28 protein-coding genes are annotated in these 23,765 nt (G+C 73.7%); 21 read left to right on the top strand and 7 right to left on the bottom strand.

All coding sequences use genetic code 11. The features are described 5' to 3' along the window. Positions 1-117 precede the first annotated feature (117 nt). The 13 genes from ACH4K1_RS24370 (at position 118) to ACH4K1_RS24310 (ending at position 7,827) form a co-directional block, all read left to right on the top strand. Positions 118-711, top strand: coding sequence for a hypothetical protein (locus ACH4K1_RS24370; RefSeq protein WP_398091478.1), 594 nt, complete (start codon positions 118-120; stop codon positions 709-711). After that, positions 698-1,477 carry a class F sortase gene (locus tag ACH4K1_RS24365; protein WP_398091477.1) on the top strand — a complete coding sequence of 260 codons (780 nt, stop codon included), beginning with the start codon at positions 698-700 and terminating at the stop codon, positions 1,475-1,477. Before ACH4K1_RS24370 ends, ACH4K1_RS24365 begins: the two co-directional genes overlap by 14 nt. 246 nt (positions 1,478-1,723) lie before the next feature. Then, a complete protein-coding gene (locus ACH4K1_RS24360; protein ID WP_073771420.1) occupies positions 1,724-2,044 on the top strand; it encodes a gas vesicle protein in 321 nt (106 codons plus the stop codon). Between the two features lie 37 nt (positions 2,045-2,081). After that, positions 2,082-2,540 carry a gas vesicle structural protein GvpA gene (locus ACH4K1_RS24355; protein WP_398091476.1) on the top strand — a complete coding sequence of 153 codons (459 nt, stop codon included), beginning with the start codon at positions 2,082-2,084 and terminating at the stop codon, positions 2,538-2,540. 2 nt (positions 2,541-2,542) lie between these two features. Further along, the gene (locus ACH4K1_RS24350) at positions 2,543-3,301 is read left to right on the top strand and encodes a GvpL/GvpF family gas vesicle protein (protein ID WP_398091475.1); all 759 of its coding nucleotides are present in this window, start codon (positions 2,543-2,545) and stop codon (positions 3,299-3,301) included. 2 nt (positions 3,302-3,303) lie between these two features. Next, on the top strand, positions 3,304-3,558 hold the full coding sequence (locus ACH4K1_RS24345) for a gas vesicle protein GvpG (protein WP_398091474.1): 255 nt from the start codon (positions 3,304-3,306) through the stop codon (positions 3,556-3,558). Positions 3,559-3,563: 5 nt separating this feature from the next. Then, positions 3,564-4,385: a histone protein gene (locus tag ACH4K1_RS24340; protein WP_398091473.1), complete on the top strand. Its 822-nt coding sequence runs from the start codon at positions 3,564-3,566 to the stop codon at positions 4,383-4,385. Between the two features lie 5 nt (positions 4,386-4,390). Next, the gene (locus ACH4K1_RS24335; RefSeq protein ID WP_398091472.1) at positions 4,391-5,491 is read left to right on the top strand and encodes an SRPBCC family protein; all 1,101 of its coding nucleotides are present in this window, start codon (positions 4,391-4,393) and stop codon (positions 5,489-5,491) included. Next, positions 5,488-5,907: a gas vesicle protein gene (locus tag ACH4K1_RS24330; RefSeq protein WP_398091471.1), complete on the top strand. Its 420-nt coding sequence runs from the start codon at positions 5,488-5,490 to the stop codon at positions 5,905-5,907. Before ACH4K1_RS24335 ends, ACH4K1_RS24330 begins: the two co-directional genes overlap by 4 nt. Beyond that, on the top strand, positions 5,904-6,734 hold the full coding sequence (locus tag ACH4K1_RS24325; RefSeq protein WP_398091469.1) for a GvpL/GvpF family gas vesicle protein: 831 nt from the start codon (positions 5,904-5,906) through the stop codon (positions 6,732-6,734). Before ACH4K1_RS24330 ends, ACH4K1_RS24325 begins: the two co-directional genes overlap by 4 nt. A 2-nt stretch (positions 6,735-6,736) precedes the next feature. Further along, positions 6,737-6,964 (top strand): gas vesicle protein, encoded by a 228-nt coding sequence (locus ACH4K1_RS24320; protein ID WP_228992171.1) that lies wholly within the window; start codon positions 6,737-6,739, stop codon positions 6,962-6,964. Next, positions 6,961-7,239 carry a gas vesicle protein K gene (locus ACH4K1_RS24315; protein WP_228992170.1) on the top strand — a complete coding sequence of 93 codons (279 nt, stop codon included), beginning with the start codon at positions 6,961-6,963 and terminating at the stop codon, positions 7,237-7,239. Before ACH4K1_RS24320 ends, ACH4K1_RS24315 begins: the two co-directional genes overlap by 4 nt. Positions 7,240-7,356: 117 nt before the next feature. Continuing rightward, the gene (locus ACH4K1_RS24310; RefSeq protein WP_398091468.1) at positions 7,357-7,827 is read left to right on the top strand and encodes an Asp23/Gls24 family envelope stress response protein; all 471 of its coding nucleotides are present in this window, start codon (positions 7,357-7,359) and stop codon (positions 7,825-7,827) included. A 337-nt stretch (positions 7,828-8,164) separates the two neighbouring features. Here ACH4K1_RS24310 and ACH4K1_RS24305 read toward each other — a convergent pair whose 3' ends face one another. Beyond that, positions 8,165-8,338 carry a CsbD family protein gene (locus ACH4K1_RS24305; RefSeq protein ID WP_228992168.1) on the bottom strand — a complete coding sequence of 58 codons (174 nt, stop codon included), beginning with the start codon at positions 8,336-8,338 and terminating at the stop codon, positions 8,165-8,167. A 196-nt stretch (positions 8,339-8,534) separates the two neighbouring features. Here ACH4K1_RS24305 and ACH4K1_RS24300 point away from each other — a divergent pair, with 196 nt between their 5' ends. Beyond that, complete coding sequence (locus ACH4K1_RS24300; RefSeq protein ID WP_398091467.1) at positions 8,535-9,482, top strand: SDR family oxidoreductase; 948 nt, start codon at positions 8,535-8,537, stop codon at positions 9,480-9,482. Positions 9,483-9,534: 52 nt separating this feature from the next. Here ACH4K1_RS24300 and ACH4K1_RS24295 read toward each other — a convergent pair whose 3' ends face one another. From ACH4K1_RS24295 to ACH4K1_RS24280, 4 genes are all read right to left on the bottom strand, one after another. Beyond that, positions 9,535-11,181, bottom strand: a complete 1,647-nt coding sequence (locus ACH4K1_RS24295) for a phytoene desaturase family protein (RefSeq protein WP_398091466.1) — start codon at positions 11,179-11,181, stop codon at positions 9,535-9,537. A gap of 76 nt (positions 11,182-11,257) precedes the next feature. Beyond that, on the bottom strand, positions 11,258-11,737 hold the full coding sequence (locus tag ACH4K1_RS24290) for an SRPBCC family protein (protein ID WP_398091465.1): 480 nt from the start codon (positions 11,735-11,737) through the stop codon (positions 11,258-11,260). A gap of 100 nt (positions 11,738-11,837) precedes the next feature. Beyond that, positions 11,838-12,812 (bottom strand): TIGR03557 family F420-dependent LLM class oxidoreductase, encoded by a 975-nt coding sequence (locus ACH4K1_RS24285; protein WP_398091546.1) that lies wholly within the window; start codon positions 12,810-12,812, stop codon positions 11,838-11,840. 180 nt (positions 12,813-12,992) lie between these two features. Continuing rightward, positions 12,993-13,217 carry a DUF5133 domain-containing protein gene (locus ACH4K1_RS24280; protein WP_398091464.1) on the bottom strand — a complete coding sequence of 75 codons (225 nt, stop codon included), beginning with the start codon at positions 13,215-13,217 and terminating at the stop codon, positions 12,993-12,995. 621 nt (positions 13,218-13,838) lie between these two features. Between ACH4K1_RS24280 and ACH4K1_RS24275 the strand changes: the two genes are divergently transcribed. The 7 genes from ACH4K1_RS24275 (at position 13,839) to ACH4K1_RS24245 (ending at position 20,647) form a co-directional block, all read left to right on the top strand. Further along, complete coding sequence (locus ACH4K1_RS24275) at positions 13,839-14,765, top strand: hypothetical protein (RefSeq protein ID WP_398091463.1); 927 nt, start codon at positions 13,839-13,841, stop codon at positions 14,763-14,765. A gap of 284 nt (positions 14,766-15,049) precedes the next feature. Continuing rightward, a complete protein-coding gene (locus ACH4K1_RS24270; RefSeq protein ID WP_398091461.1) occupies positions 15,050-16,612 on the top strand; it encodes an FAD-dependent oxidoreductase in 1,563 nt (520 codons plus the stop codon). After that, complete coding sequence (gene ligD, locus ACH4K1_RS24265) at positions 16,609-17,526, top strand: non-homologous end-joining DNA ligase (RefSeq protein WP_398091460.1); 918 nt, start codon at positions 16,609-16,611, stop codon at positions 17,524-17,526. The genes ACH4K1_RS24270 and ligD overlap by 4 nt, the downstream gene beginning before the upstream one ends. A gap of 286 nt (positions 17,527-17,812) precedes the next feature. Beyond that, the gene (gene dhaK, locus ACH4K1_RS24260; RefSeq protein WP_398091458.1) at positions 17,813-18,805 is read left to right on the top strand and encodes a dihydroxyacetone kinase subunit DhaK; all 993 of its coding nucleotides are present in this window, start codon (positions 17,813-17,815) and stop codon (positions 18,803-18,805) included. 100 nt (positions 18,806-18,905) lie between these two features. Then, on the top strand, positions 18,906-19,511 hold the full coding sequence (gene dhaL / locus ACH4K1_RS24255) for a dihydroxyacetone kinase subunit DhaL (protein ID WP_398091457.1): 606 nt from the start codon (positions 18,906-18,908) through the stop codon (positions 19,509-19,511). After that, positions 19,508-19,918: a PTS-dependent dihydroxyacetone kinase phosphotransferase subunit DhaM gene (locus tag ACH4K1_RS24250; protein WP_398091456.1), complete on the top strand. Its 411-nt coding sequence runs from the start codon at positions 19,508-19,510 to the stop codon at positions 19,916-19,918. The genes dhaL and ACH4K1_RS24250 overlap by 4 nt, the downstream gene beginning before the upstream one ends. Positions 19,919-20,143: 225 nt before the next feature. Further along, the gene (locus ACH4K1_RS24245) at positions 20,144-20,647 is read left to right on the top strand and encodes an NUDIX domain-containing protein (protein ID WP_398091455.1); all 504 of its coding nucleotides are present in this window, start codon (positions 20,144-20,146) and stop codon (positions 20,645-20,647) included. Here the strand turns inward: ACH4K1_RS24245 and ACH4K1_RS24240 are convergent. Both ACH4K1_RS24240 and ACH4K1_RS24235 read right to left on the bottom strand, forming a co-directional pair. Further along, complete coding sequence (locus ACH4K1_RS24240; RefSeq protein WP_398091454.1) at positions 20,611-22,383, bottom strand: ABC-F family ATP-binding cassette domain-containing protein; 1,773 nt, start codon at positions 22,381-22,383, stop codon at positions 20,611-20,613. The genes ACH4K1_RS24245 and ACH4K1_RS24240 overlap by 37 nt on opposite strands. A 314-nt stretch (positions 22,384-22,697) precedes the next feature. After that, a complete protein-coding gene (locus tag ACH4K1_RS24235; RefSeq protein WP_398091453.1) occupies positions 22,698-23,738 on the bottom strand; it encodes an NAD(P)-dependent alcohol dehydrogenase in 1,041 nt (346 codons plus the stop codon). Between the last annotated feature and the right edge of the window lie 27 nt (positions 23,739-23,765).

The following is a 23,765-nucleotide window of genomic DNA, read 5'->3' as shown; positions in this document are numbered from 1 at the left end:
CCTTTCGGGGCAAATGTGCGCCTATGTCGGCTCGGTGACGTCTCGTCACGGGGCGCGTATGGCATCTCTGTAACCGCACCCCGATTAGTACGACAATCTCACCACTCAGGAGTCGTCATGTCGTCGTTCACCCTCTCGCGCACCTCCGTCCGACGCCTCGGCGCCGCCGCGGTCACCGCCGTCGCGGTCACCGGTCTCTCCCTCTCCGGCGCGTCCACCGCCGCCGCCGCCCCCGGCGACCTCGGCGAGATCAAGATCCACAAGCCGGGCACGCCCAACAGCGACCCGCGTGACGAGGTCAAGATCTGCCGCTTCACCCTGGCGGCCGTCAACTTCGAGACCCTGCCGCTGGTCAACGTCACCGTCACCCCGCAGCCGGCCACCCCGACCCGTCCCACGCTCACCGCTGCCGTCGCCCTGACCGCGGGGCTCGGCAACACGCAGGAGTACTCGCTGCCCAACGGCCAGTACAAGGTGACCTGGACGTTCCCGGGCGGCACGCCCAAGGAGAAGCTCTTCACCGTCGACTGCCGTCCCACCGGCGGCGTTCCCGCGGGCGGTGGCGGTGTTCCGACCGTCGAGAGCAGCACCGCCGGGGACGGCGGCATGTCGCTCGGCACCACCTCGGCACTGGCGGCGGGCGGCGTAGGCGTCCTCGGTCTCTTCCTCGCCCGCCGCGCCGCCCGCCGCCGCACGCATGGCGCCGCGTAACACGGTTCACCGTCGTCGGCGACGGCGGCGCGGACCGAGCCGCGCCACCCGTCTCACCCTCACGCTGAGCGTCACCTTCTCGATCGTGGCCACCGTGGTCCAGGGGTGCGGCGCCTCCCCCGACCACGGAGCCGCGACCGCGTCGGCCCCCGGCGACGGAAAGGTGTCCCAGCAGGCGCCGCCGGGACGGGAGACGGGCTCGTCCTCCTCCCCGGCGGCGCACCCCGGATCCCCGGACGGGAACAGGGCGACGGAGAAGCGGGCGGCGAAGCCGACACGATCCGCTCCGCCGCCGGCGCCGCTCCCCCGGTCCCCGGCGACGAAACTGTCGATCCCCGCCCTGTCACTGGAGGCGCCGGTCGTGGGGCTCCCCCTCGACCCGGCCGGCCACCCGGGAACCCCTCCCATCAGCAAGCCGAAGCTGGTCGGCTGGCACCGCGACGGGCCGACGCCCGGCGAGAAGGGGACCGCGCTGGCGGTCGGGCACCGGGACACCCTGACCGGGCCCGCCGTGTTCCTCAACATCAGCATGCTGCGCCCCGGCAACACCGTCCGGGTCACCCGGGCCGACCGGCGTACCGCGGTCTTCACCGTCGACGCGGTCCGCACGTACCAGAAGGCCTCCTTCCCCGACAAGGAGGTCTACGGCGAGCGGGGGCGGCCGGAGCTGCGGCTGATCACCTGCGGCGGACGCTTCGACAAGAAGGCCGGCTACGCGGCCAACGTCGTCGTGTTCGCGCATCTCACCGACGTCGCGAAGGCATGAGGAGGGCGCCCGTCGGCGCCCTCCTCTCGCACGGCGACCGCCGTGAACGCCCCCGCCGTCTTCACTCCCCCAGCCCCCACGCCCGGCGAAGCCGCCCCGGGCGTCACCGGCCGACGGTCCGTACGGGCGGGCGGGCCCGTCGGGCCCCCGCAGGCGAGAACCGCGGCCCGCCCACGACGCGGAGATGTCTCGCACCATCGGCCCGCCCGAGATGCGGCGTGCCCGAATGTGACGAGACTGGGCGCTATGGCAGACCAACGTTCGGCACGGGCCACCGGCCCGGCCAGGACCCGGAAGAAGCCGGCGTCCACCAAGGGGCCCGAGCACGCTGCTCGGGCCGCCTGCCGGAGTCTGGAGGGGCTGATCGACCACCCCGCCGAAGGCGTCTCCGCGGTCCGGCGCTCGGACGACGACGGCTGGTGCGTGGTCGTGGACGTTCTCGAGGTGCCCCGGATCCCCGACACGACGAGCCTGCTCGCCTCCTACGAGGTGCGTCTGGACGGAGCCGGAGAGCTCCAGGAGTACCGCCGGGTCCGTCGCTACCGGCGCGGCTCCGCAGACGAGTGATCCCCGACCGTCCGATCAGCTGGAAGGACCCACCCCCATGACGGCCACGACCTACGCCGACGAGATAGCTCCGTGTCCGCCTCGCGCCGGCACCCTGTACGACGTGCTGGAACTCATCCTGGACCGGGGCATGGTGATCGACGTGTTCGTCCGGATCTCCCTGGTCGGCATCGAGATCATCAAGATCGACGCCCGTATCGTCGTGGCCAGCGTGGACACCTACCTCCGCTTCGCCGAGGCGTGCAACCGGCTGGATCTGGAGCGGGACTCCGGCAGCACGACCGTCCCCGAACTGCTCAGCGGCGGTGTGGCGAAGTCCATCGGCAAGCGCAAGGTGCGCAAGGCCGCGGAGACGGTGGGCGACACCGTACGCAGAGCGGTGGGGCAGGACGACGCACCCGACGAGGTGGAGGAGGAGGAACCGCGTCCGAAGAAGCGCCGGGCCCCCGCCCGCAGCGGCAGCGGCGCGAGCCGGCGCCGCCGAGCGGAGGCGTGAGCGTGGCCGGCGCCGGACTGTACGTCTACGCGGTGGTACGCCGTGGAACCCCGCTGCCCGCCGGGGCGGGCGGGGTGGGCGACCCGCCCGGCGTTCCGCGCACCGTGACCATCGGGGGGATCGCCGCGGTGGTCAGCGACGCCCCCGCGCGGCTGCGCGCCCGGCGGCGGGATCTGCTGGCCCACCAGAACCTCCTGATGGGCCTGGCGGAGGGCGGACCCGTGCTGCCGATGCGTTTCGGGATGGTGGCCCCGGACGAGGACACCCTGCTCGCCCGGCTGGCCGGGGCTCGGAGGAGCCATCTCGCCATCCTGGAGCAGTTGGACGGGCACGTCGAGGTCAACGTCAAGGCGCTGCCGGCGCCCGACTCCCTGGCCGAGGTGGTGGTCGAGGACGCCGTCGTACGGCGGCTGCGGGACGAGGCGCGCCGCCGACCCGGATACGAGGCCAGCGTCCGGCTGGGCGAAGCGGTGGCCTCGGCCCTGACGCGCCGTGCGGCCGAGGCGGGACGGGAGGTGCTGCGCGAGCTCGCTCCGCTGGCCCGTGCGACCGCCCCGGGGCCCGACGTCCAGGGATGCGCGCTGAACACGTCCTTCCTGGTGCCGCGCGGCCGCAGCCAACGATTCCGTACGGCGGCCGAGCGGCTGGCCGAGGCGCACCGGAGCCGCGTCGAGCTCCGCTTCGCGGGCCCCCTGCCCTGTTACAGCTTCGTCGGTGACGCGGACTCCCCGGGCCGGCCGGGCGCGATGGCCGGAGGCTGACGATGGGACTGGTCTCCGGACTCCTGCTCCTGCCCCTCGCTCCGGCGCGCGGGGTGGTCTGGGTCGCGGAGAAGCTCCAGGAGACCGCCGAGCGCGAGCTGTACGACCCCGGTGTGCTCCGTGCGCAGCTCGCCGGGCTCAACCGCGAACTGGACGAAGGGCTCATCGACCTCGAAACGTTCGAGGCCGAGGAGGAAAGGCTGCTCGACCGGCTTCACGCCGCTCAGATGCGCCGCGACGTCGACCACAGAAGGTGACAGACATGGATGACCAGGCCAAGGCGGCACTGGCGGCCGCCGTAGTGGGCGGGTATGTGCTGGGCCGGACGAAGAAGGGCCGGCTCGCCCTGAGCGTAGCGACCTACCTGGCAGGACGCCGCTTCGGGCTCGAACCCCGCCAACTGGCGGCCGAGGGGGCGCGCCGGCTCGGGCAGGTGCCCCAGGTCGCGGAGTTGCAGGAGCAGTTGAGGGGCGAGGTCCTCGACGCCGGGCGCCAGGCCGTGACAGCGGCCGCCAACCGCGGTATGGCCTCGCTGGCGGACGCCATCGGCGACCGCACGCTGCGTCTCGGCGCGGCGGACGAGGACGAGGGTGAGGGCGAGGAGTACGAGGACGAGGAGTACGGGGAGGAGGGGCCGGACGAGGAGGAACCCGAGGAGGACGAAGAACCCGAAGAAGAGGAAGACGACGAGGACGACCAGGACGACCAGGACGAGGAACCGGAGGAGGAGGCCCCTGCTCCGCCGCCCCGGCGTGGAAAGAAGCCCCCCACCCCCGCGAAGCGGGCTCCGTCGCGTAGGCCCGCCTCGGCGAAGAAGTCCGCCGCCCCGGCGAAGAAGGCCCCGGCCGAGAAGACCGCCGCGAAGAAGCCGGCCCCGGCCAAGAAGACGGCTGCCAAGAAGGCAGCCCCCGCGAAGAAGTCCCCCGCCGAGAAGACGAAGAAGTCCGCTCCCGCCCGGAAGGCCCCGGCCAAGAAGACGGCTGCCAAGAAGGCGACGGCGAAGAAGGCTACGGCGAAGCAGCGGTCCGCCAAGTCGGCCTCCTCGAAGCGGGCCCCGTCCAAGCGCTCCGGTAGCGGGAGGTAGACGTCATGGTGAAGACGGACAGGGACGAGCCGGAAGAGACGCAGGAGTCGGGGGTCGATCGCCTGAAGGAGGAGCTGTCGAAGTACGCCGGCGCGCAGGTGAAGAGGCTCGCCGAGAGAGCCGGTGGCAAACTCACCGATCTCACCGGCCAGTTGAACGACGTCGCGGAGAACGGCGGCTCCTTGCCCGCCATCGGCTCCCGCGTGCTCCAGGGGGAGTCCCCGGTGAAGGCCTTCGTCTCGGAGAAGGCCAAGGGAGCGAAGGACGCCGTGGTGGACAAGGCCAAGGACACCTTCGGCGGTGGCGGCAGGAGCAAGCGCAAGTCCAGCGGCAGCAAGGTCATGAACATCATCGAGGTGCTCGATGTCGGTGTGCCGCTGCGCAGGGCCTATGACGCGTGGACGCAGTACGAGGAGTTCAGCAGCTTCGCGAAGGGGGTTCGCGACGTCTCCAAGAGCGACGAGGTGGAGAGCGACTGGAAGGTGAAGATCGGTCCCTCCTCCCGCAGCTTCAAGGCCACGGTCCTGGAGCAGGTGCCGGACGACAGGATCGTGTGGTCCTCGGAAGGCGCCAAGGGAACGGTCAACGGAGCGGTCAGCTTCCACGAACTCGGGCCCACGCTGACCCGGATCATCCTGGTGGCGGAGTACTACCCCTCGGGGTTCTTCGAGAAGACGGGCAACCTCTGGCGCGTCCAGGGGCGTCGGATGCGACTCGACTTCAAGCACTTCCAGCGCTACGTGACCCTCACCGAGGAGGAGCCGGAAGGCTGGCGCGGTGAGATCCGTGACGGGGAGGTGGTGGTCTCCCACGAGGAGGCCGTCGAGCGCGAGGAAGCGGAGCGGGAGGAGGGCGAGGACGAACCGGAGGAGGAGTACGAGGACGACGAGGAGAACGAGGACGACGACGAGTACGACGGCGAGTACGAGGACGACGACGAGTACGACGGCGAGGACGAGCCGGAAGAAGACGAGGACGACGAGCCGGAGGAGTACGAGGACGAGTCCGAGGATGAGGAAGAGGACGAGGATGAGGAAGAGGACGAGGAGGAGCCTCCCGCCCCGAGCCGCCGCGATCGTAGGCGTCGCGCGGAGGGTTCACGGTGACGGACCTCGACTTCCGGCAGGACGACCGGCCCGTCCCGGGGCCTCCGAACTCCAACCTCGCCGACATCCTCGAACGCGTCCTGGACAAGGGCATCGTCATCGCCGGGGACATCAAGATCGATCTTCTCGACATCGAGTTGCTCACCATTCGGCTCCGTCTGTTCGTCGCCTCGGTCGACACCGCGAAGAAGGCGGGCATCGACTGGTGGGAGACCGACCCCGCGTTGAGTTCCCGGGCGGCCCGCAACGCTCTGGAGGAGGAGAACCGTGAGCTGAGGGAGCGTCTGCGGGAACGTGAACCGTCCGCCGAGGACGAAACGCCGTCCACGGGCCCGACGTCCCGGGCGGCGGACCACGAGGGGCGGGCGGAAGCGGAAGAGCGGACCGGCCGGAAGAAGGAGAGCGAGCGGAGATGACTCAGCCCTCGGCGCCCCGGGTGCCGCCCCCGCATGCGGACGACGGGGCCACCTATGTGTTCGCCGTCTGCCGCGCCACACGTGCCGCGAGCGCGCTGGAGCTCGGCGATGAGGCCGGCATGCCCGGCGGCGGAGCGGTCCGGCTGCTCCGGGCGGGCCTGCTGACCGCCGTGGTACAGACCGTTCCCGCCGCCGACTTCACGGACGAGGTCTGGCAGCGGCGGCTGTCCGACCGGACGCAGATCGAGCGGTACGCACGGGCACACCACACGGTGGTCTCGAACGTGGCCGCGCACGGTCCGGTCGTCCCCCTTCCGCTCGCCACGCTTTACCACGACGACGACCGGGCCCGCAGCCGCCTGGCGCAGGAGACGGACCGCTTCCACACCGCGCTCAAGCGCGTCGCGCACCACGCCGAGTGGGGCGTCAAGGTGTACCGGCCCGTGGCCCCGGAGCCCGGTCCCCTGCCGGACGAACCGCTGCCGGAGGCGACGGGCGGCCGTGCTCCCGGGGCCGGCCTCGCCTATCTGAACCGCAAGCGGGGCGCCCAGGCGCTGCGGGAGAGGCGCCGGGAACAAGCGCTGGACGTCGCCGAGGCGGTCGACGCCGAGCTGCGCGGGCTCGCCGCGGCGTCCCGACGGCTGCGCACGCACGGGGCGGCGCTCTCTGGCGACCGCCGGATGCACGTGCTCAACGCCACGTACCTCGTCGCCGACGAACTGGCGGACGAAGTCCGCCGCCTGGTCACGGTGTTGGGCGACCGCACCGGAGCGCAGATCGAGCTGTCGGGCCCCTGGGTGCCGTACTCCTTCGTCGGAGAGGTGTGACCATGGCGCACGACGTGGTGCCCTGGGACAGCCCGGAGCCCTTGAGCGGTCCTCTCGGTGTGCCGCTCGTGGACCTGCTCGACCGGGTCCTGGCGACGGGGGTGGTGGTCAGCGGCGACCTGGTCATCGCCATCGCCGACGTCCCTCTCGTCCGGCTGTCGCTGCACGCGCTGCTCTCGTCGGTCAACGAGCGGGTACCGGCGCCGTGGAGCGACGGGGGGCCGCTGTGACGGGTTCCCGCGTCGACCTGGACTCCGAGCGGATGGGGCGGGACCTGGTGGCGCTGGTCCTGACCGTGGTCGAGCTGCTGCGGCAGCTGATGGAGCGGCAGGCCATCCGCCGGGTCGAGCAGGGTGGTCTGAGCGACGAACAGGTCGAGGAGATCGGGACCACGCTCATGCTGCTCGACCAGCGGATGAAGGAGCTCTGCGAGCAGCACGGCGTACGTCCCGAGGACCTCAATCTCGATCTGGGGCCGCTCGGAACCCTGTTGCCCCGCGACTGAGGACCCATGCCCGCCCGGCACTCGAATGGCGTACGCGGTCGAGCAGGCGCAGAGTGAGGAGAGGGGCCCGAACGGGCCGATCGGCGGCCCGTGGCAACGACTCTCTGTGAGGCGGACATGGCCGACATCGACACCCAGGGCGACAACAGGGCGACCGGCGACCGGTCCGGAGGATCCGGCGGCCGCGGAAAGACGACCATCAGCGACAACGTCGTCTCCACCATCGCAGGCATCGCGATCCGCGAGACCGACGGCGTCCACTCCGTGGGGCGGGGAGCGTCCAAGGCGCTCGGTACCGTCACCGGGCGCAGGTCCGGCGCCTCCGGCGCACGCCGCGCCGTCAAGGTGGAGGTGGGCGAGAAGCAGGCCGCGATCGACGTCGACATCGAGGTGGAGTACGGCATCCCGATCCACGAACTCGCCGATCGGATCCGGTCCAACGTCACCGACGCCGTGGAATCGATGACGGGGCTGGAGGTCGTCGAGACCAACATCGTCGTGTTCGATGTCCACATCCCCGACGACGACGACGATTCCGACGAGGACGACGGGGGCGACTCGGACCGAGGCGCTTCTCGCGTGCGGTGAGGGGGATGCCCCTCGGGCGGTAGGGGCCGGAGGCGCGTAAGGGCCGAACGGGGATGACGGCCGCCGTGACGGGGCTGCCGGAGCGTTGCTCCCCGCCGAGCGGCCGGAGCCGTGATCGCCCCCGAACAGTTCCCTCTGCTCCCGACACGCCCCCGGCGGCCACGGTCGAGGCCCCGTCGACCGGGTCGTGGCGGTCGGTGCCGGTCCGGCGGCGCCGACCCCCGCCCCTCCTCGGCGGCCCCCGGGCCTCCTCCGTCGGGCCCCGCCTGCGCACGGACGCCGTCCGGCCCCGTCGGAGCCGTGCTCCGCGGGGCCGGACGGCGCTGCTCGGACGGCCTCAGTCCTTGAGGGCGTCCTTGGCCTTCTCCTTGGCCTGGCGGGCGTCGCCCTTGGTCTGGTCGGCACGGCCCTCCGCGACCAGACGCTCGTTGCCGACGGTGCGTCCCGCCGCTTCCTTGACCTTGCCCTTGGCCTGGTCGGTCTTGGCCTGAGCCTTCTGATCGGCACCCATGGCATTCACGCACCTTGCTGTGTTCGGCTTCGCGGTCTCCCCCCTCCTGACCGCCCGCCTCCGGATCAAACATGCCGGCCTCCGGGGCCCGAGAAGTCCGGTTGCGGTGGCCTGTCCCCGGCCCGACGGTGGTACGGGAAGCCGCCGACCCGACGGCGTCCCGGCCGAGAGGCCGACGAGGGAGCAAGGAGAGACGATGCCCGACATCCCGGACGTGCGCGGCCTCCGCCGGATCCCCCCTGGACCCGCCCGCCCGCTGGAGGGGCGGGTCGCGGTCGTCACCGGCGCCGCTCGCGGCATCGGCGAGGCGCTCGCCCGGAGCCTCTCCGAGGCCGGGATGCGGGTCGCACTGCTGGGGCGGGAGCGGGCGACCCTGCGGGAGGCCGCAGAGGCGCTCCCCGGCCCGACCCTCTGCGTCGAGTGCGACGTCACCGACCGTGCGGCGCTGGCGGAGGCCGCACGGTCGGTGGAAGCCGGCCTCGGGCCCGCCTCGGTGGTCGTGGCGAACGCGGGCATCGCGGTGAGCGGCCCGTTCGACCGTACGGACGCCGATCTCTGGCAACGCGTCATCGACGTCAACCTCACCGGGTCCGCCGACACCGCCCGCGCCTTCCTGCCCCACCTGACCGCCACACGCGGCTACTTCCTCCAGATCGCCTCCACCGCCGCGTTCGGGGCGGCCCCCATGATGAGCGCCTACTGCGCGTCCAAGGCCGGGGTGGAGTCCTTCGCGCTCGCCCTGCGCGGCGAGGTCGAACCGGACGGGGTCCAGGTCGGCGTCGCCTACCTCCACTGGACCGGGACCGACATGCTCACCGGCATCGACGACCACCCCGTCCTCGCGGCCCTGCGCCGCAACCAGCCCCGCCCCGCCCGCCGCGTCCACTCCTCCGGTCAGGTCGCCCAGTGGCTCACGCGGGGCATCACCCGCCGCGCCCCGCAGATCTACGCACCGCCGTGGCTCCGCTGGTGCCAGCCGCTGCGCCCGGTCTTCCCCGCCCTCGTGGCGTGGGCCGCCCGCCGCGAACTACGGGCCCACTCCAGCGACGAACTGTCCTCCCCCGTCGAGGTGCTGGGCGCCGGAGGCCGGGCCGACTGGCACTCCTTCCGGGCCTCCCGGGATTCTTCCCCGCCCGACCGGTAGGCGGCCCGTGGCCCGGCCGCGCCCCGGACTCACGGCCGGTGGCGGCGTACGGTCACGGCCGCTCGCCCCGTAGGCGGGCGGTCTCGCCGACCCGGTCCCGCCGGGCCAGCAGCCGCTGGGCGGCGGACAGCGCGGTGGTGGTCGCCCGCGTGGAGCGGAGGGCGGCCCGAGCGGCGTTGGCCCCCGGGGCCCCGTGCACCCCGCCCCCGGGGTGGGCCGAGGCGGAGGCCAGGTACAGCCCCTTGACGGGCGTCTCGGGGCGGCCCGTCCCCGGCACCGGCCGGAAGACCAGTTGCTGGTGCATCGCGGCCGTACCGCCGTTGATGGCCCCGTTGCACAGATTGGCGTCCGCGCTCTGGAAGGTCGTCGGGGCGAGGATCCGCCGGGCCAGGATGCGGCTGCGGAAGTCCGGGGCGTACCGCTCCACCTGCTGCTCGACCCGGTCCGCCATCCGTTCCGCCTCCCCCGCGTCCCAACCGCCGGTCAGCCCGGCGGCGCCCGCGTCGCCCTTCACGGTGTGCGGCACATGGGTGTAGGCCCAGGCCGACTCGGTGCCCCGGGGCGACCGGGTCGCGTCCGCCGTGGTCATCTGCCCGAACAGCAGGAACGGCCGGTCGGGGATCAGGCCCCGGGCGATCTGGGAGGCCCACCGGCTGAGCTCGTCGACCCCCTCCGCGAGGTGGACGGTCCCCGCCGACGCGGCGGCGGGGCTGCTCCACGGAACGGGGCCGTTCAGCGCCCAGTCCACCTTGAAGGTGGCGAAGTCCCACTGGAAGCGCCGCATGTCGTCCAGGAGCAGGGCGGGCAGGTGTTCGGCGGCGACCAGCGATCCGTAGAGGCTGGGGGCGGAGACGTCGGCCAGTACGGCCCTGCGGGCGGGAATCCCTTCCCCCGTCTCCGTACGGACGCCTACGGCGCGGCCCCGGCCGACGACGACCTCGGTGACCCGCTGCCCGCACCGGACGCTTCCTCCACGCCGCTGCAACCGCCTCACCAGGGCGGCGGTGAGGGCGCCGGCCCCTCCGACGGGGACGGGGAAACCGTGGAACTGCCCCAGCATGGACATCAGCCAGCCGAAGCCGCCGCTGCCCGCAGCCTCGGGGGCGAGGTCGGCGTGCAGGGCGTTGCCGGCCAGCAGCAGCCGCCCTCCCTCCTCGGCGAACTCCTCCTCGCCCAGTCTGCGGACCGGGAGGACGAGGCTGCGGGCCAGCCGCAACCCGCCCGCCGCCCGGAGCCGCGCCGCCAGTACGGCACCGGCCCGGACGGGCGGAAAGGGCGCGAAGAGGGCGTCGACGATTCCGTCGCCCAGCCGGTCCCAGATGTGGCAGAGGTCCAGCCATGCCTCGCCGTCGCCGGGGGCGAAGCGGTCGAGGCCGGCGGCGGTCGCCGTCCGGTCGCGGTCCAGCACGGCGCACCTGCCGTCGAGCAGCGGATGGGCGAGCACCTGGGGCGCGTGGCTCCAGCGGAGCCCGTCCCGGTGCAGATCCAGCCCGGCCAGCACGGGGGAGGCGGCGGCCAGCGGGTAGAACGAGCTGAACAGGTCGTTGACGTACTCGGGGTGGACCCCGCGGTCGCTGCGAACGGCGCCGCCCGGCTCGTCCTGGGCCTCCAGCACCTCCACCGACCAGCCGGCGTCGGCGAGCAGGTTGGCGGCGACCAGGCCGTTCGGTCCACTGCCGATCACTACCGCGTCGACCATGACGGCCTCACCTTCCGTTGCAATGGCAAAAGTCCGGGCACAGGGCGGGCGTCCCGTTCCCGGTGAGGGCCCATGGTCAGCCGGCCGCCGCGGGGCGGCGGGCGGCGGCGTCCGGTCCGGGCGGCGTCATGCGCTCGGTCAGCCGGGTGAGGCGCGCGAGCATGGCACGGTGGCGGATCTGGATCAGCCAGTCCAGCAGGAAGTTGTGGAGCGTGCCGCCGACACCGCGCAACGGGTGTTCGTCGACCGTGACCAGGGTCTTCTCCCCCCACGGCCGGACTTCCAGCGCGATGCGCGCCGACCCGAGCGCACCGGCCTCGGCCTCCAGCTCCAGCGTGTGCGGCTTCTCGATGCGCCGCACCACCGTGCGGCCGGTGAACTCCTTGGGCCCCAGCCGTACGCAGTAGACGAGCGAGGAGCCCACCTCGGGCCAGTGGCCCTGTTCCGGCCGGGACTCGGAGGTCCCCACCACCCATCTGCCGTACAGGTGCGCGTCTTCGAGGACCGCCCACACAGCGGAGGGCGAGCGGTCGATGAGATGGTGCCTGGCGGCCATGGTCATCCTCGATTCGTCGGTCGGTGCGTACCGGAGGCCGGAGAGCGGGCGCTGCCGCAGGGCGGGCGCTGCCGCGGCTCAGCCGTCCCCGCCGTCGGGCTCACCCGTTGTTCGGCTTCAGCTGTCGGATGCGGCCGTCGAGTTCACTCCGGTAGAAGTCGATGAAGCCGTCGGGGTCGGGCCCCGCGTTCTGCATGACCAGCCGGTCGTAGCCCGCGTCGACGAACGGTTGGGCCACTTCGACGTACCGGTCCGGGTCCGTGCCGCAGGCGAACTTCCCCAGGACGTCCTCCTCGCGGACGGTGGCGGTCGCCGCGTCGAAGTTGACCGGGTTGGGCAACTCGCTCATCACCTTCCACCCGGTCAGCGCCCAGCGCGTCGTCTCCAGGGCGGCGCGTGCGCCGGTGTGCGCGTCGGGCGCCCAGGCCATGGGGACCTCCGCGTAGCGGGGGCCGCTGCCGCCCGCGTCGCGGTAGTGCCGCACGATGCTCGGCTTGTCCTCCGTGGCGAACAGGCCGTCGCCCAGTTCGGCGGCGATCCGGGCCGACTTCGGGCCGCTGGCGGCCACCGCGATCAGGGGCGGCTCGTCGGGCAGGTCGAAGACCCGGGCATCGTGGAGCCGCAGGTGCTTGCCCTCGTAGGACCGGTACCCTCCGCTCCACAGCAGCCGGATGATCTCCAGGGCCTCCTTGAGCATGGCGTGCCGGGTGCTGACCGCGTCGGGGAAGCCGGGGCCGACGACGTGCTCGTTGAGCCGCTCCCCCGAACCGACGCCCAGGACGAAGCGGCCTTCCGAGAGCAGGGCGAGCGTCGCGGCCGCCTGGGCGATGATCGCGGGGTGGTAGCGCACGGTGGGGCAGGTCACCCCGGTCGCCAGACCGATCCGCGACGTCTTGGCGGCGATGGCTCCCAGCACCGTCCAGGCGAAGGGGGAGTGCCCCTGGTTGTCGAGCCAGGGGTGGTAGTGGTCGCTGATCTCCACGAAGTCGAAGCCCGCCTCCTCGGCGAGTACGGCCTGTCTGACCAGCTCCGCCGGACCGAACGCCTCCGCCGACAGCTTGTATCCCACCTGCATGTGATCCTCGTTCCGCACGCGTCCAGGGTCGGTTTGTCCCGCCTAGGGGTACCCCCTCTTCCCGACGCGTAACACGGGATCCCCCTCCGCCGCCGGGGCCGCCCGTCCGCCTTCCGGCACGCGCCGGTGGCCGGCGGGCGCGGCGGAGAACGGGGCGGTGGCGGGGGGGGCGGCGGGGGTTCAGGACAGGGCGGCGGTCGCCGTCTCCGGTGCCGGGCGGCGCAGTTGCTCGCGGGCGGAGAGGAGAGCCGAGGCGATGTCCCGGGTGCCGGTGGTCACGCACAGGGTGTAGCTCACGTCTTCCAGGCGCCGGTTCACCTCCTGGGCGTCCTCTCCGCGTCCGGCCGTCAGTTCGTCGTAACGACGCAGCAGCTCTTCGAGTACCGCGGGGTGGGCCAACAGCATCGCACTCGGCCTTTCTCTCGCAACGGAGCGCCGACGGGGCCGGCGGGGAGCGGAGGGACAGGGGGGACCGGCGCCGTGAACCTCTTCGGGCGCGGCCGGGCCGCCCGGGGGCGTGGGGCCGCCCCGGGGCAGAGAGGAAAGCAGGACTCGCAAAGGAGTGGATCACAGGTGGTGCGGGAACCTCACCGCCCACCGGTGGAGGACGGCAGCGGGTTCGTGCAGGCCGCTTCCTGACCTCCACTGTCACTTTTCCCACCTGGGCGTGGTTCATGCAAATCGCGCCGGCGCACAACCCGGGGCGTCCGCTCGCCTCTCCCCCGGGTTTCACCTGTTCGGCGTCGCACGGCAGGGGCGCTCCCGGCGCCCGGGCGGACACCGGGCCCGGCAGCGCCGGCGCCTCTCCGGCGGCGACCTCCGATGAGGGGGGCCTGCGACCCGCTCCCGGGTCCGCCCGCCCCGTCTCCGCGCACCGCTGGGCGGTGCCCACGGTGACCGTCCCGGCGGCCGAACCGCGTTGCGGTGCGCACCGGTTGACGGATCGCTCCGCTCGGTCCCGGTGCGGCCGGGTGCTGAGTACGCGTACTCAGGCGGGCCTGGACACCGGCTGGGAGGCTCCGCCGTATGGAACCCGGTAGAGCGACGCTTACGGCACTGCACCTCTTCCTGGTCTGGGCGACCACGGCGCTCGTGGGGCCGGCGCTCGGATTCGCACTGGTGGGGGCGGCCTGGGGCGGTGGAGCCGGTGCGGCGGTGCCGGTCCTCGCCGCGGGGGCGGCCCTGATGGTGGGGCTGCTGGCCCTGGCGGGGTTACCGGCACGGACCGTGGTGCCCTGGTGTGGTTCCGGGGCACGGCGCCTGGGCTGGGCGGCCCTGGTCTTCGTCCTCGGCACGCTCGGTGTGCTGGCGGGAGTGGCCGCCTACGGCGAGGGGGTCGGGCTGGGGGGCGCCGGCACGCGGTTCGCGCTGGTCGGCGTGGTGTACGCCCTCGCCGCGGCCTTCTTCGTGCCGAGCCGAGGCGTGCGGCTGGGGGCGCTCGCCGTCCTGGTGGGCGGAGTGGTCCATGGAGGCTTCGTGGGCCCGGACCAGGCTGAGCAGCGTCGGCACGAGGCGGAGACCGCCCGGTACCGGGAGAGGGCGGAGCTGCTGTATCTGGGGGACGCGCCGCCGGGCATGGAGGTGACCCGCGCCGAGGTGGGCCCCGCCTCCTTCGGCGTCGAGTACCACCCCGTCCGGGAGGGGCACTGGTCCGGCTATGTGGGGCTCGTCGTGCGTTCGCCGCTCACGCCCGCCTTCCGGTGCCCCGAGCCCCCGGCGGAGGACCGGACCTGCACCGCGGACGAGCACGGCGGGACCGTCACGGTCCACGAGCTCCCCGGCGGCGTCCGCGAGGTCACCCTCACCCGCCGCCACCGGAACGTACAGGTCGAGGTCGCCAGCCAGATCCTCGACGAACCCGGACTGCGCCGTCTCCTCGGCACACTGCACCCGCTGTCGGACGCGGAGTTGGAGGAGCTGATGCGGGAGAAGAAGATCTACCACCGGTCCTGACCTCCGCAGCGCCGGCAGGGCCCCGGCGGTGTCCGGGTCTCCTGTCCGCTCGGCGCCCGGCAGGCGCGGGGCCTGCCGTCACCGTCGGTCCCCGCCGTCCGGCCGCGGCGTTTGGCGCTCGGCCACCGTGGTACCCGGCGAGAGCCGGATCGCCCGGCGCAGCGCACGCGACCGCTGCGGGGGCGGACGGCGCGGCAGTCCGCCCCGCCGGTCCGGCGCGAGCCGGAGGGTGGGCGCGGGCGCGTTACCTAGTCGGCGCGCGACCTACGCAGGGAGAACACGTCATGGCCCTCCCCCGCTCCTTCCCGGGGCCCACGGAGTCCTACTGGATGGAGACCGCCCCCTTCCCGCCGTACCCGCCTCTGACCGAGGACATCGACGTGGACGTCGCTGTGGTGGGCGGTGGGATCGCCGGGCTGAGTACGGCGTGGGAACTGGCCCGGGCCGGCCGGAAGGTCGTGGTGCTGGAGGCGGACCGCCTCGCCTCCGGCGTCACCGGCCACACCACCGCGAAGGTCTCGGCGCTGCACTCGCTCGTCTACGACCGGCTGCGGCGGACCCGGGGCGCCGCGGCGGCGCGCCTGTACGCCGCGTCGCAACGGGACGCGGTGGAGCGGCTGGCCGCGATCGTCGACGAGGTGGGCATCGCCTGCGATCTGGAACGGGTGAGCGCCTACTCCTACGCCGCCGTGCCGGAGACGCGGGAGGCCGTGGAGGCGGAGGCCCGCGCCGCCGCCGAGGCGGGCCTGGACGTCTCCTACGTCACCCGGACGGAGCTGCCCTTCCCGGTCGAAGGCGCGGTCCGCCTCGACGGGCAGGCGCAGTTCCACCCGCGCAAATACCTCGCGGCGCTGGCCGAGGACCTGCTGGAGCGGGGCGGCCTCGTCCACGAGCACACCCGGGTCACCCAGCTCTCGGAGGGGCAGCCCTGTCGTCTGACCACCGAGGACGGTCGGCGGGTCACCGCCCGCGACGTGGTCATCGCCACGCACTACCCCGTCTTCGACCGCGCCCTGCTCTTCGCCCGGCTCTCGCCCCGGCGGGAACTGGTGGTGGCCGCCCCCATCGCCGCCGACGAGGCCCCGCAGGGCATGTACATCACCGAGGACGAGGGGAAACGTTCGGTGCGTACGGCACCGCTCGACGACGGCCGCCGCCTGCTCATCGTCACCGGCGAGAGCTTCACACCCGGCACGGGTGATCCGCAGGAGGGTTTCGCCCGTCTGGACGCCTGGATGCACGAACGCTTCCCGGTGGGGCCCACGGCCTACCGGTGGGCGGCGCAGGACAACGATCCCAGCGACACGGTTCCCCTCGTGGGCCCTTTCCACGTCGGGGCCCGTCATACGTACGTGGCGACCGGCTTCGGAGGCTGGGGGATGACGGGCGGTGTCCTGGCCGGCCGTCTGCTGACCGCCCTGATCACCGGTTCGGAGGCTCGTCCGGCCTGGGCGGAGCTGTACGACCCGCGGCGTATCGCGGGCGTGCTGCGCGAGGGCTCCGCGCTCCTGGGGCAGCAGGCCGAGGTGGCCAAGCACTTCGCCGGGGACCGGTTGCGCGTGACGCGGGTCGACGCGGTCGACGCCATTCCGCCGGGCACCGGGGCGGTCGTACGGATCGGGGGGCGGCGCTGTGCCGTCCACCGGAGCCAGGACGGCACGGTGCGGGCCGTCTCCGCGCGGTGCACCCACCTCGGCTGCCTGGTCTCCTTCAACGAGGCGGAGACGACCTGGGAGTGCCCGTGCCACGGATCCCGGTTCGGCCTCGACGGCGCGGTGCTCCAAGGGCCGGCGACCCGGCCCCTGGAGCAGGTGGAGGTGGGCGAGCCGGAGGAGGAGAACCCGTGAGCGCGGACGAGCGCATCCGCGTGGGCCGTCGCACCGTCGTCGTCACCCGGCCGGACAAGGTGCTGTTCCCGGCGGACGGGATCACCAAAGCCGGCCTGGCGGAGTACTACCGGCTCGTCGCCGGTGCGATGGTGCCCCACCTGCGCGGACGGCCGCTCATGATGGAGCGCTGCCCCGACGGCATCGACGGCTCGTCCTTCATGCAGAAGGAAGTGCCGGACCACTTCCCGGACTGGTTCCGCCGTGTCGAACTGCCCAAGGCGGACGGGACGGTCGCCTACGCGGTGTGCGACGAACCGGCGGCCCTCGTCCACCTCGCCGGACAGGCGTGCGTCACCCCGCACCGCTTCCTCTCCCGCGCGGACCGGCCGGACCGGCCGGACCGGATGGTGTTCGACCTCGACCCGTCCGACGACGACTTCGGCGCCGTCCGCACGGCCGCCCTGGGCCTGCGCGGCCTGCTCGGCGAACTGGAGCTGCCGTCGGCGGTGATGACCACGGGGTCGCGCGGTCTGCACGTGGTGGTACCGCTGGACCGCCGGGCGGACTTCGGCGAGGTGCGCGATCTCGCCCGCCGGATCAGCGACCTCCTGGCCGCCCGCGCCCCCGACGCGCTCACCACCGCGCCTCGCAAGGAGGCGCGTGGCGGACGCCTCTACCTCGATGTCCAACGCAACGCCTACGCCCAGACCGCGGTCGCCCCCTATGCCGTACGCGCCCGCCCCGGGGCGCCGGTCGCCGCACCGCTCGCCTGGGCCGAGGTCGAGGAGGGGCGTATCCACGCGCGGAGCTTCACCGTCGCGTCGATGGCCGACCGGATCGACGACGATCCGTGGAAGCACGCCTTCGGCCGTCCCCGGTCGGCTCGCGCCGCGGCACGGCGTCTCGCGGTGCTCGAAGCCGACGCACGCTGACGCGCCCCCGACCGCTGACGCGCCGTCGGCCGCATGCGTCGCGTACCGGGCGGGAACCGTGCCCGGCCTGCGGGGCGGGGGCTTCTGCCGACGGACGGGTTCAGCCTGCGCGACCTGCGAAGCGTCTGCATGATGGTGAAGGCACCTCCCGGCTCCACAGCTTCCGCCCGCCCCCTCGGCCCCGGGCCGGACCGTCGGTAAACTCGGCCGCAGGCCCGCCCCTCCAGCCCCCACCAGCGAAAACACAGATCGACGAGTTCTCTGCCACGCTCCCCAGGAGATACACGTGAAGATGTTGATCAACGTTCCCGAGACCGTGGTCGCCGATGCGTTGCGGGGCATCGCCGCCGCGCATCCCGAGCTGACCGTCGACGTGGAGAACCGGGTCGTCGTCCGGCGGGACGCGCCCGTGGCGGGGAAGGTGGGCCTGGTCTCCGGGGGCGGTTCGGGGCACGAGCCGCTGCACGCCGGGTTCGTCGGCCCCGGGATGCTGTCGGCCGCCTGCCCCGGGGAGGTGTTCACCTCCCCGGTTCCGGACCAGATGGTGCGGGCGGCCGCGGCCGTCGACAGCGGGGCGGGGGTGGTGTTCGTCGTCAAGAACTACACCGGCGACGTGCTCAACTTCGAGATGGCCGCCGAACTGGCCGAGGACGAGGGCATCCGGATCGCCCAGGTCGTGGTGGACGACGACGTGGCCGTGAGCGACAGCACGTTCACCGCCGGGCGGCGCGGCACGGGCGCCACGCTGTTCGTCGAGAAGATCGCCGGAGCGGCGGCGGACGAGGGCGCTCCGCTGGAGCAGGTGGCCGCGGTCGCGCGCCGGGTGAACGGGGCCTCGCGCAGTTTCGGGGTGGCCCTCGGCGCCGTCACCACCCCGGCCAAGGGCACTCCCACCTTCGATCTGCCCTCCGGGGAGCTGGAGTTGGGCATCGGTATCCATGGAGAGCCGGGGCGGGAGCGGCGGCCGGTGATGACCTCCGGGGAGATCGCCGACTTCGCCGTGAACGCGGTCCTGGAGGACCTGCGCCCCACCGGCCCGGTGCTGGCGCTGGTGAACGGCATGGGGGCGACGCCGCTGCTGGAGCTGTACGGCTTCAACGCCGAGGTCCACCGCGTCCTGTCCGAGCGGGGCGTCCCGGTGGCTCGTACGCTCGTGGGGAACTACGTGACGTCGCTCGACATGGCAGGCTGCTCGGTGACGCTGTGCCAGGTCGACGAGGAGTTGCTGCGGCTGTGGGACGCGCCGGTGGAAACGGCCGCGCTCCGCTGGGGCCGCTGAGCCGCCGACGGGGTTCCGTGACCGTGTGCGCGGCGCGGAGCGGCCGTACCGAGCCCGTACCGCCGGGGCGCCCCGGCGGGATCGAGGAACAGGAGATCTTGTGCTCGACACCGACTTCTTCCGCCGCTGGATGTCCGCCGCCGCGGAGGCCGTGGACCGGGAGGCGGCCCGTCTGACCGAACTGGACTCGGCGATCGGGGACGCCGACCACGGCAGCAACCTCCAGCGCGGCTTCGCGGCGGTGACGACGGTGCTGGAGAAGGACGCCCCGGAGACGCCCGGCGCGGTACTGGCCCTGGCCGGGCGGCAGCTCATCTCCACGGTCGGCGGGGCGTCCGGTCCGCTCTACGGGACGCTGCTGCGTCGTACGGGCAAGGCGCTGGGGGATGACGCCGAGGTGAGCCGGGAGCAGTTCGCGCAGGCGTTCGCGGCGGGGGTGGCCGCGGTGGGGCAGCTGGGCGGGACCCAGGCCGGGGACAAGACGATGCTCGACGCGCTGCTGCCCGCGGCGGAGGCGCTGGCCCTCTCGTTCGACGGCGCGGCGGAGGCGGCCCGGGCGGGCGCGGAGGCGACGGTGCCGATGCAGGCGCGCAAGGGGCGGGCCAGCTACCTGGGCGAGCGCAGCGTCGGGCACCAGGACCCGGGGGCGGCCTCGTCGGCACTGCTGGTGGAGGCCCTGGCGGCGGCGGGCGGGGAGGGCGCGTGAGCGGGAAGCGGCAGGTCGGCATCGTGCTGGTCTCCCACAGCGGACCGGTGGCCGAGTCGGTCGCCGAGCTGGCCCGCGGCCTCGCCGCCGGAGGGGTGACCGCGCCGGTGGCCCCGGCCGGCGGGCTGCCGAACGGCGGGCTCGGGACGAGCGCGGAACTGATCGGCCGGGCCGCCGCCTCGGTGGACCGGGGGGCGGGCGTCGCGGTGCTGGTGGACCTGGGCAGCGCGGTCCTCACGGTGAAGTCCATGCTGGCCGAGGGCGACGAGCTGCCCGAGAACACCCGGCTCGTGGACGCCCCCTTCGTGGAGGGCGCGGTGGCCGCCGTCGTGACCGCCTCGGCGGGCGGCGACCTGGCGGCGGTGGAGGCCGCGGCGTCGGAGGCGTACGGCTACCGCAAGACGTAATGCGTACTTCCCGGGCGGCCGGGCAAGGTCGTCGTCCCCCGGCGTGCGGGGTGTCCGTCCCGAAGCCGACGAGCCCCTGCTGAACGCGGGGCGCCCGGCCCGGGGCGCGCAAGGCGCCCCTCCCGGCACGCCCGATCCTGCGGCCCCGGCCGCGCCGGTCGCCTGCGGCGCGCTCCCCCGGCCCGTGCCTGGCGCCGCACGCCCCGCCGCCGCAGACTTGACGGCATGGCGAGAAGCAGGCGCAGTGCGGGGCTCCTTCTCTTCCGGGTCGCGGAGGGGACGGGCGGGCGGGACGTCGAGGTGCTGATCGGGCACATGGGCGGACCGTTCTGGGCGGGGCGGGAGGCGGCCGCCTGGTCGGTCCCGAAGGGCGAGTACGGACCGGAGGAGAGCGCGGAGGAGGCGGCCCGCCGGGAGTTCGTGGAGGAGCTGGGGGTGCCGGTCCCGCCCGGCGAGTGGATCGCTCTGGGCGAGTCCCGCCAACGCAGCGGCAAGAGGGTGAGCGTCTGGGCCCTGGAGGCGGAGCTGGACGTGGCGTCCGTCGTGCCGGGGACGTTCACGATGGAGTGGCCGCGGGGCTCCGGCGTGCAGCAGGAGTTCCCGGAGATGGACCGGTTCGCCTGGTGCACGCCGGAGCAGGCCGCGGAGCGGTTGATCGCCGGCCAGCGGGTCTTCGTCGACCGGCTGCGTACTCAGGTGCGCCGCAGGGCCGCCTCCCCCCAGGCGTAGGCCGGGACCGCGTCCACCGGGCGGCCCGCCCGCAGCTCCAGCACGTCGCCCGTGAAGCGGGACCGGAAGCTGCGGTCGTGCGAGACGACGACGACCGCGCCCCGGTACGCGTCGAGCGCCTGCTCCACCTCCTCCACGAGGCTCAGCGCGATGTGGTTCGTCGGCTCGTCCAGCACCAGCAGATCGGCCGGCCGGGTCACCAGGCGGGCCAGGGCCAGCCTGCGTTGCTGGCCGGCGGAGAGGGACGCCACCGGCACGTCGAGGTCCTGCGGGCGGAACAGGCCGAGGGCCAGCAGGTCGTCGGTGTACTCGTCGGGGAAGCCGGGCCGGCCGGCCGCGAAGGCGGCCAGCAGGGTGCGCCGGGTGGGGCGCGCGGGCAGCTCCTGCGGGAGGTAGCCGATGCGCGCGTGCCGGGTGACCGTGCCCGTGTCGGGGGCCAGGTCGCCCGCGAGGACCCGGAGCAGGGTGGTCTTCCCCGCGCCGTTGCCGCCGGTCACCAGGAGGCGGGCGCCCGCCTCCACGCGCAGGGCGGGGAGGCGCAGGCGATCGCCCACGGAGACGGATTCCAGCTCCACGAGCGTCCTGCGGCGGTCCGCCGCACCGGCCGCGGTGGCGCTCGCGGCCCGGACGGCCGGGCTCGCCCCGTCGGCGGAGCCCGCCCGGCCCGCCGCACCGGGCCCCGGGGCGAGAATCCGGCCGCCGGTGAAGGCGAGCGGAGGGGGCGGGGGCGGCACGGGCGACCGCCGCAGCGCTTCCAGCCGGGTCCTGGCCGCCCTGACCCGGCCGGACAGCTTGGCCTCGTGCGAGCGGCGGTGTTTGCCGAAGCCCTGTTTCGGGTCGCCTCCGGTGGCCGCGAGCCGCGCCCCGGCCGCCGCGACCAGCTCCTCGGTACGGGCCAGGTCCGCCAGGTACTCCTCGTGCTCCCGGGCCCAACGGCGGCGTGCGGCGGCCTTGGCGGTGCGGTAGCCGTCCCAGCCGTCCCCGTACCGGGTGACCGTGCGGAGGTCCCGGTCGACCTCCAGGACCACCGAGGTGACGCGCTCCAGGAACGCCCGGTCGTGGGTGATCGCCACGAGGGTGCCCCGGTGCGCCCGCAGCTGGTCCTCCAGCCAGGCGACGGCAGGGGCGTCGAGGTGGTTGGTCGGCTCGTCGAGCAGCAGCAGTTCGGGCCGGGAGGCCAGGACGCAGGCGAGGGCGAGCCGGGACTGTTCGCCGCCGGAGAGCGTGGCGAGCGTGCGGTCACGGGTGAGGTGGGCGAGGCCGAGGCCGTGCAGGGCCGCTTCGATGCGGGCGTCCGCCCGGTAGCCGTCGCGGTCCTCGTAGGCGGTGAGGAGGTCTCCGTAGGCGGCGAGTCGCGCGTCGGTGGGGCCGGGGCCGCCGGGCTCGCGGTCCGAGAGTCCGGCTTCCGCCCGGCGGATGCGGTGTTCGAGGTCGCGCAGTTCGGCGAGGGCCGCGTCGACCACGTCCTGCACGGTGTCGGCCGGGCCGAGGTCGAGCGTCTGGGCGAGGTGGCCGACGCCGCCGGGGAACCGGACGGTGATCTCCCCGGTGTCCGGGGCCTCGGCCCCGGCCATCAGGCGGAGCAGGGTGGACTTCCCGGAACCGTTCTCACCGATGACGGCGGTCTTCTCGCCGGGCCGGACGGTGAGGGTCACCTGGTCGAGTACGGAGCGGTCCCCGTACGCCTTGGAGACGTCCTTCAGGGTCAGTTGGGCGCGGTCGCGCTGGGGGTGCATGGGTGCCTTCTCCCTGGTTACGGCCCGTGGCAGCGCACACGGAGGCGCGGCGGCGGGGCGCGGGTGCCGGACGGCGGAGGGGACGGCGGCGGGCGTACGGGTGACGTGGACGTCACCGGGTGATCGGCATCGGGGCGTCTCGGTGGGACGCGCGATGCGGCGCGCTGCGGCCGTCCGGGCCGGGGATCAGCGGAAGAAGGGGAAGTAGTACGAACCCATGCCGGCCAGTCTAGCGGCGGCCGGCACGCGGGGCCCGGAATTATCCGCCCCCGCCCCGCGGGCGAGGACGGGGGCGGGGAGCGACCCGGGGGGGGTCAGCCGTGGGGGAGGATGACGGCCCGGCCGTTGATCCTGCCCTCGTGCAGGCGCTCGTAGGCGAGCGGGGCCTCGTCGATGGGGTACGTCTCCACGTGGACGTCCACCGCTCCGGCGTGGGCCAGGTCGAGGACCTCGGCCAGTTCCTTGCGCGAGCCCCAGTAGGGGGCGCAGACCGTGGTGCCGTACGGCAGGGCCCCGAAGCCGACCGGGAGCGCGCCGCCGCCGAGGCCGACGATGGTGACGTCGCCGTCCACGCGGGAGACGGCTCCGGCGGTCCGCACGGTGGGAGGCGCCCCGACGAAGTCGAGGACCACCTGGGCGCCGAGTCCGCCGGTCAGCTCCATGACGCGCGCGGCCGCCTTCTCGTCGGAGAGGACCGCTTCGTGCGCACCCACGGTCCTGGCCAGGTCGAGCTTCTCCTCGTTGACGTCGAGGGCGATCACCCGCGCGGCCGTCATGGAGCGCAGCAGCTGGATCGCGACGTGGCCGAGGCCGCCGGCGCCGATGACGACGGCGGTGGAGCCGGGCACGAGCTTCGTCAGCGAGCGCACGATGGCGTGGTACGGGGTCAGTCCGGCGTCGGTGAGGGGCACCGTCTTCACCGGGTCGAGGTCACCGATGGGGGCCAGGTGGCGGGGGTCGTCGACGATCATGTACTCGGCCATCGCGCCGGGGGCGCCGAGGCCGGGCGGCATGATGCCGAGCTCCTGGGCGCGCAGGCAGTAGTTCTCCTTGCCCTCGGCGCAGTTCACGCAGGTGCCGCAGCCCCAGGGCCCGTACACCGCCACGGCGTCGCCGACCTCGAAGGCGTCGACGCCGTCGCCGAGCCCGGCGACCGTGCCGACACCCTCGTGGCCGAGCGTCAGGGGCAGCGGGAAGGGGATCTGGTCGGCGGGCCAGCTCATCACGGCGATGTCCGAGTGGCAGACGCCGGCGGCGGTGACCTTCAGCAGGACCTGGCCGGGGCCGGGCTCGGGATCCGGGACGGTGACCACCTCGGGGGCGGCGCCGACGGTTCGGTACTGAACGGCTTTCATGGGGTCTCCTCGCTCTTTCCCTCGCGT

This window comes from Streptomyces sp. NPDC017448 (genome assembly GCF_044330565.1).
In the GTDB taxonomy this organism is placed as follows: domain Bacteria; phylum Actinomycetota; class Actinomycetes; order Streptomycetales; family Streptomycetaceae; genus Streptomyces.
The sequence above is the reverse complement of the archived record's forward strand: the minus strand, read 5'-3'. Positions and strand labels throughout refer to the sequence as shown.

Excerpts from the sequence above, each read along its gene's own strand:
- ACH4K1_RS24370 (WP_398091478.1), top strand. The coding sequence starts at position 118 with ATGTCGTCGTTCACCCTCTCGCGCACCTCCGTCCGACGCCTCGGCGCC.
- ACH4K1_RS24365 (WP_398091477.1), top strand. The coding sequence starts at position 698 with ATGGCGCCGCGTAACACGGTTCACCGTCGTCGGCGACGGCGGCGCGGA.
- ACH4K1_RS24360 (WP_073771420.1), top strand. The coding sequence starts at position 1,724 with ATGGCAGACCAACGTTCGGCACGGGCCACCGGCCCGGCCAGGACCCGG.
- ACH4K1_RS24355 (WP_398091476.1), top strand. The coding sequence starts at position 2,082 with ATGACGGCCACGACCTACGCCGACGAGATAGCTCCGTGTCCGCCTCGC.
- ACH4K1_RS24345 (WP_398091474.1), top strand. The coding sequence starts at position 3,304 with ATGGGACTGGTCTCCGGACTCCTGCTCCTGCCCCTCGCTCCGGCGCGC.
- ACH4K1_RS24340 (WP_398091473.1), top strand. The coding sequence starts at position 3,564 with ATGGATGACCAGGCCAAGGCGGCACTGGCGGCCGCCGTAGTGGGCGGG.
- ACH4K1_RS24335 (WP_398091472.1), top strand. The coding sequence starts at position 4,391 with ATGGTGAAGACGGACAGGGACGAGCCGGAAGAGACGCAGGAGTCGGGG.
- ACH4K1_RS24325 (WP_398091469.1), top strand. The coding sequence starts at position 5,904 with ATGACTCAGCCCTCGGCGCCCCGGGTGCCGCCCCCGCATGCGGACGAC.
- ACH4K1_RS24320 (WP_228992171.1), top strand. The coding sequence starts at position 6,737 with ATGGCGCACGACGTGGTGCCCTGGGACAGCCCGGAGCCCTTGAGCGGT.
- ACH4K1_RS24310 (WP_398091468.1), top strand. The coding sequence starts at position 7,357 with ATGGCCGACATCGACACCCAGGGCGACAACAGGGCGACCGGCGACCGG.
- ACH4K1_RS24305 (WP_228992168.1), bottom strand. The coding sequence starts at position 8,338 with ATGGGTGCCGATCAGAAGGCTCAGGCCAAGACCGACCAGGCCAAGGGC.
- ACH4K1_RS24300 (WP_398091467.1), top strand. The coding sequence starts at position 8,535 with ATGCCCGACATCCCGGACGTGCGCGGCCTCCGCCGGATCCCCCCTGGA.
- ACH4K1_RS24295 (WP_398091466.1), bottom strand. The coding sequence starts at position 11,181 with ATGGTCGACGCGGTAGTGATCGGCAGTGGACCGAACGGCCTGGTCGCC.
- ACH4K1_RS24290 (WP_398091465.1), bottom strand. The coding sequence starts at position 11,737 with ATGGCCGCCAGGCACCATCTCATCGACCGCTCGCCCTCCGCTGTGTGG.
- ACH4K1_RS24285 (WP_398091546.1), bottom strand. The coding sequence starts at position 12,812 with ATGCAGGTGGGATACAAGCTGTCGGCGGAGGCGTTCGGTCCGGCGGAG.
- ACH4K1_RS24280 (WP_398091464.1), bottom strand. The coding sequence starts at position 13,217 with ATGCTGTTGGCCCACCCCGCGGTACTCGAAGAGCTGCTGCGTCGTTAC.
- ACH4K1_RS24275 (WP_398091463.1), top strand. The coding sequence starts at position 13,839 with ATGGAACCCGGTAGAGCGACGCTTACGGCACTGCACCTCTTCCTGGTC.
- ACH4K1_RS24270 (WP_398091461.1), top strand. The coding sequence starts at position 15,050 with ATGGCCCTCCCCCGCTCCTTCCCGGGGCCCACGGAGTCCTACTGGATG.
- ACH4K1_RS24245 (WP_398091455.1), top strand. The coding sequence starts at position 20,144 with ATGGCGAGAAGCAGGCGCAGTGCGGGGCTCCTTCTCTTCCGGGTCGCG.
- ACH4K1_RS24240 (WP_398091454.1), bottom strand. The coding sequence starts at position 22,383 with ATGCACCCCCAGCGCGACCGCGCCCAACTGACCCTGAAGGACGTCTCC.
- ACH4K1_RS24235 (WP_398091453.1), bottom strand. The coding sequence starts at position 23,738 with ATGAAAGCCGTTCAGTACCGAACCGTCGGCGCCGCCCCCGAGGTGGTC.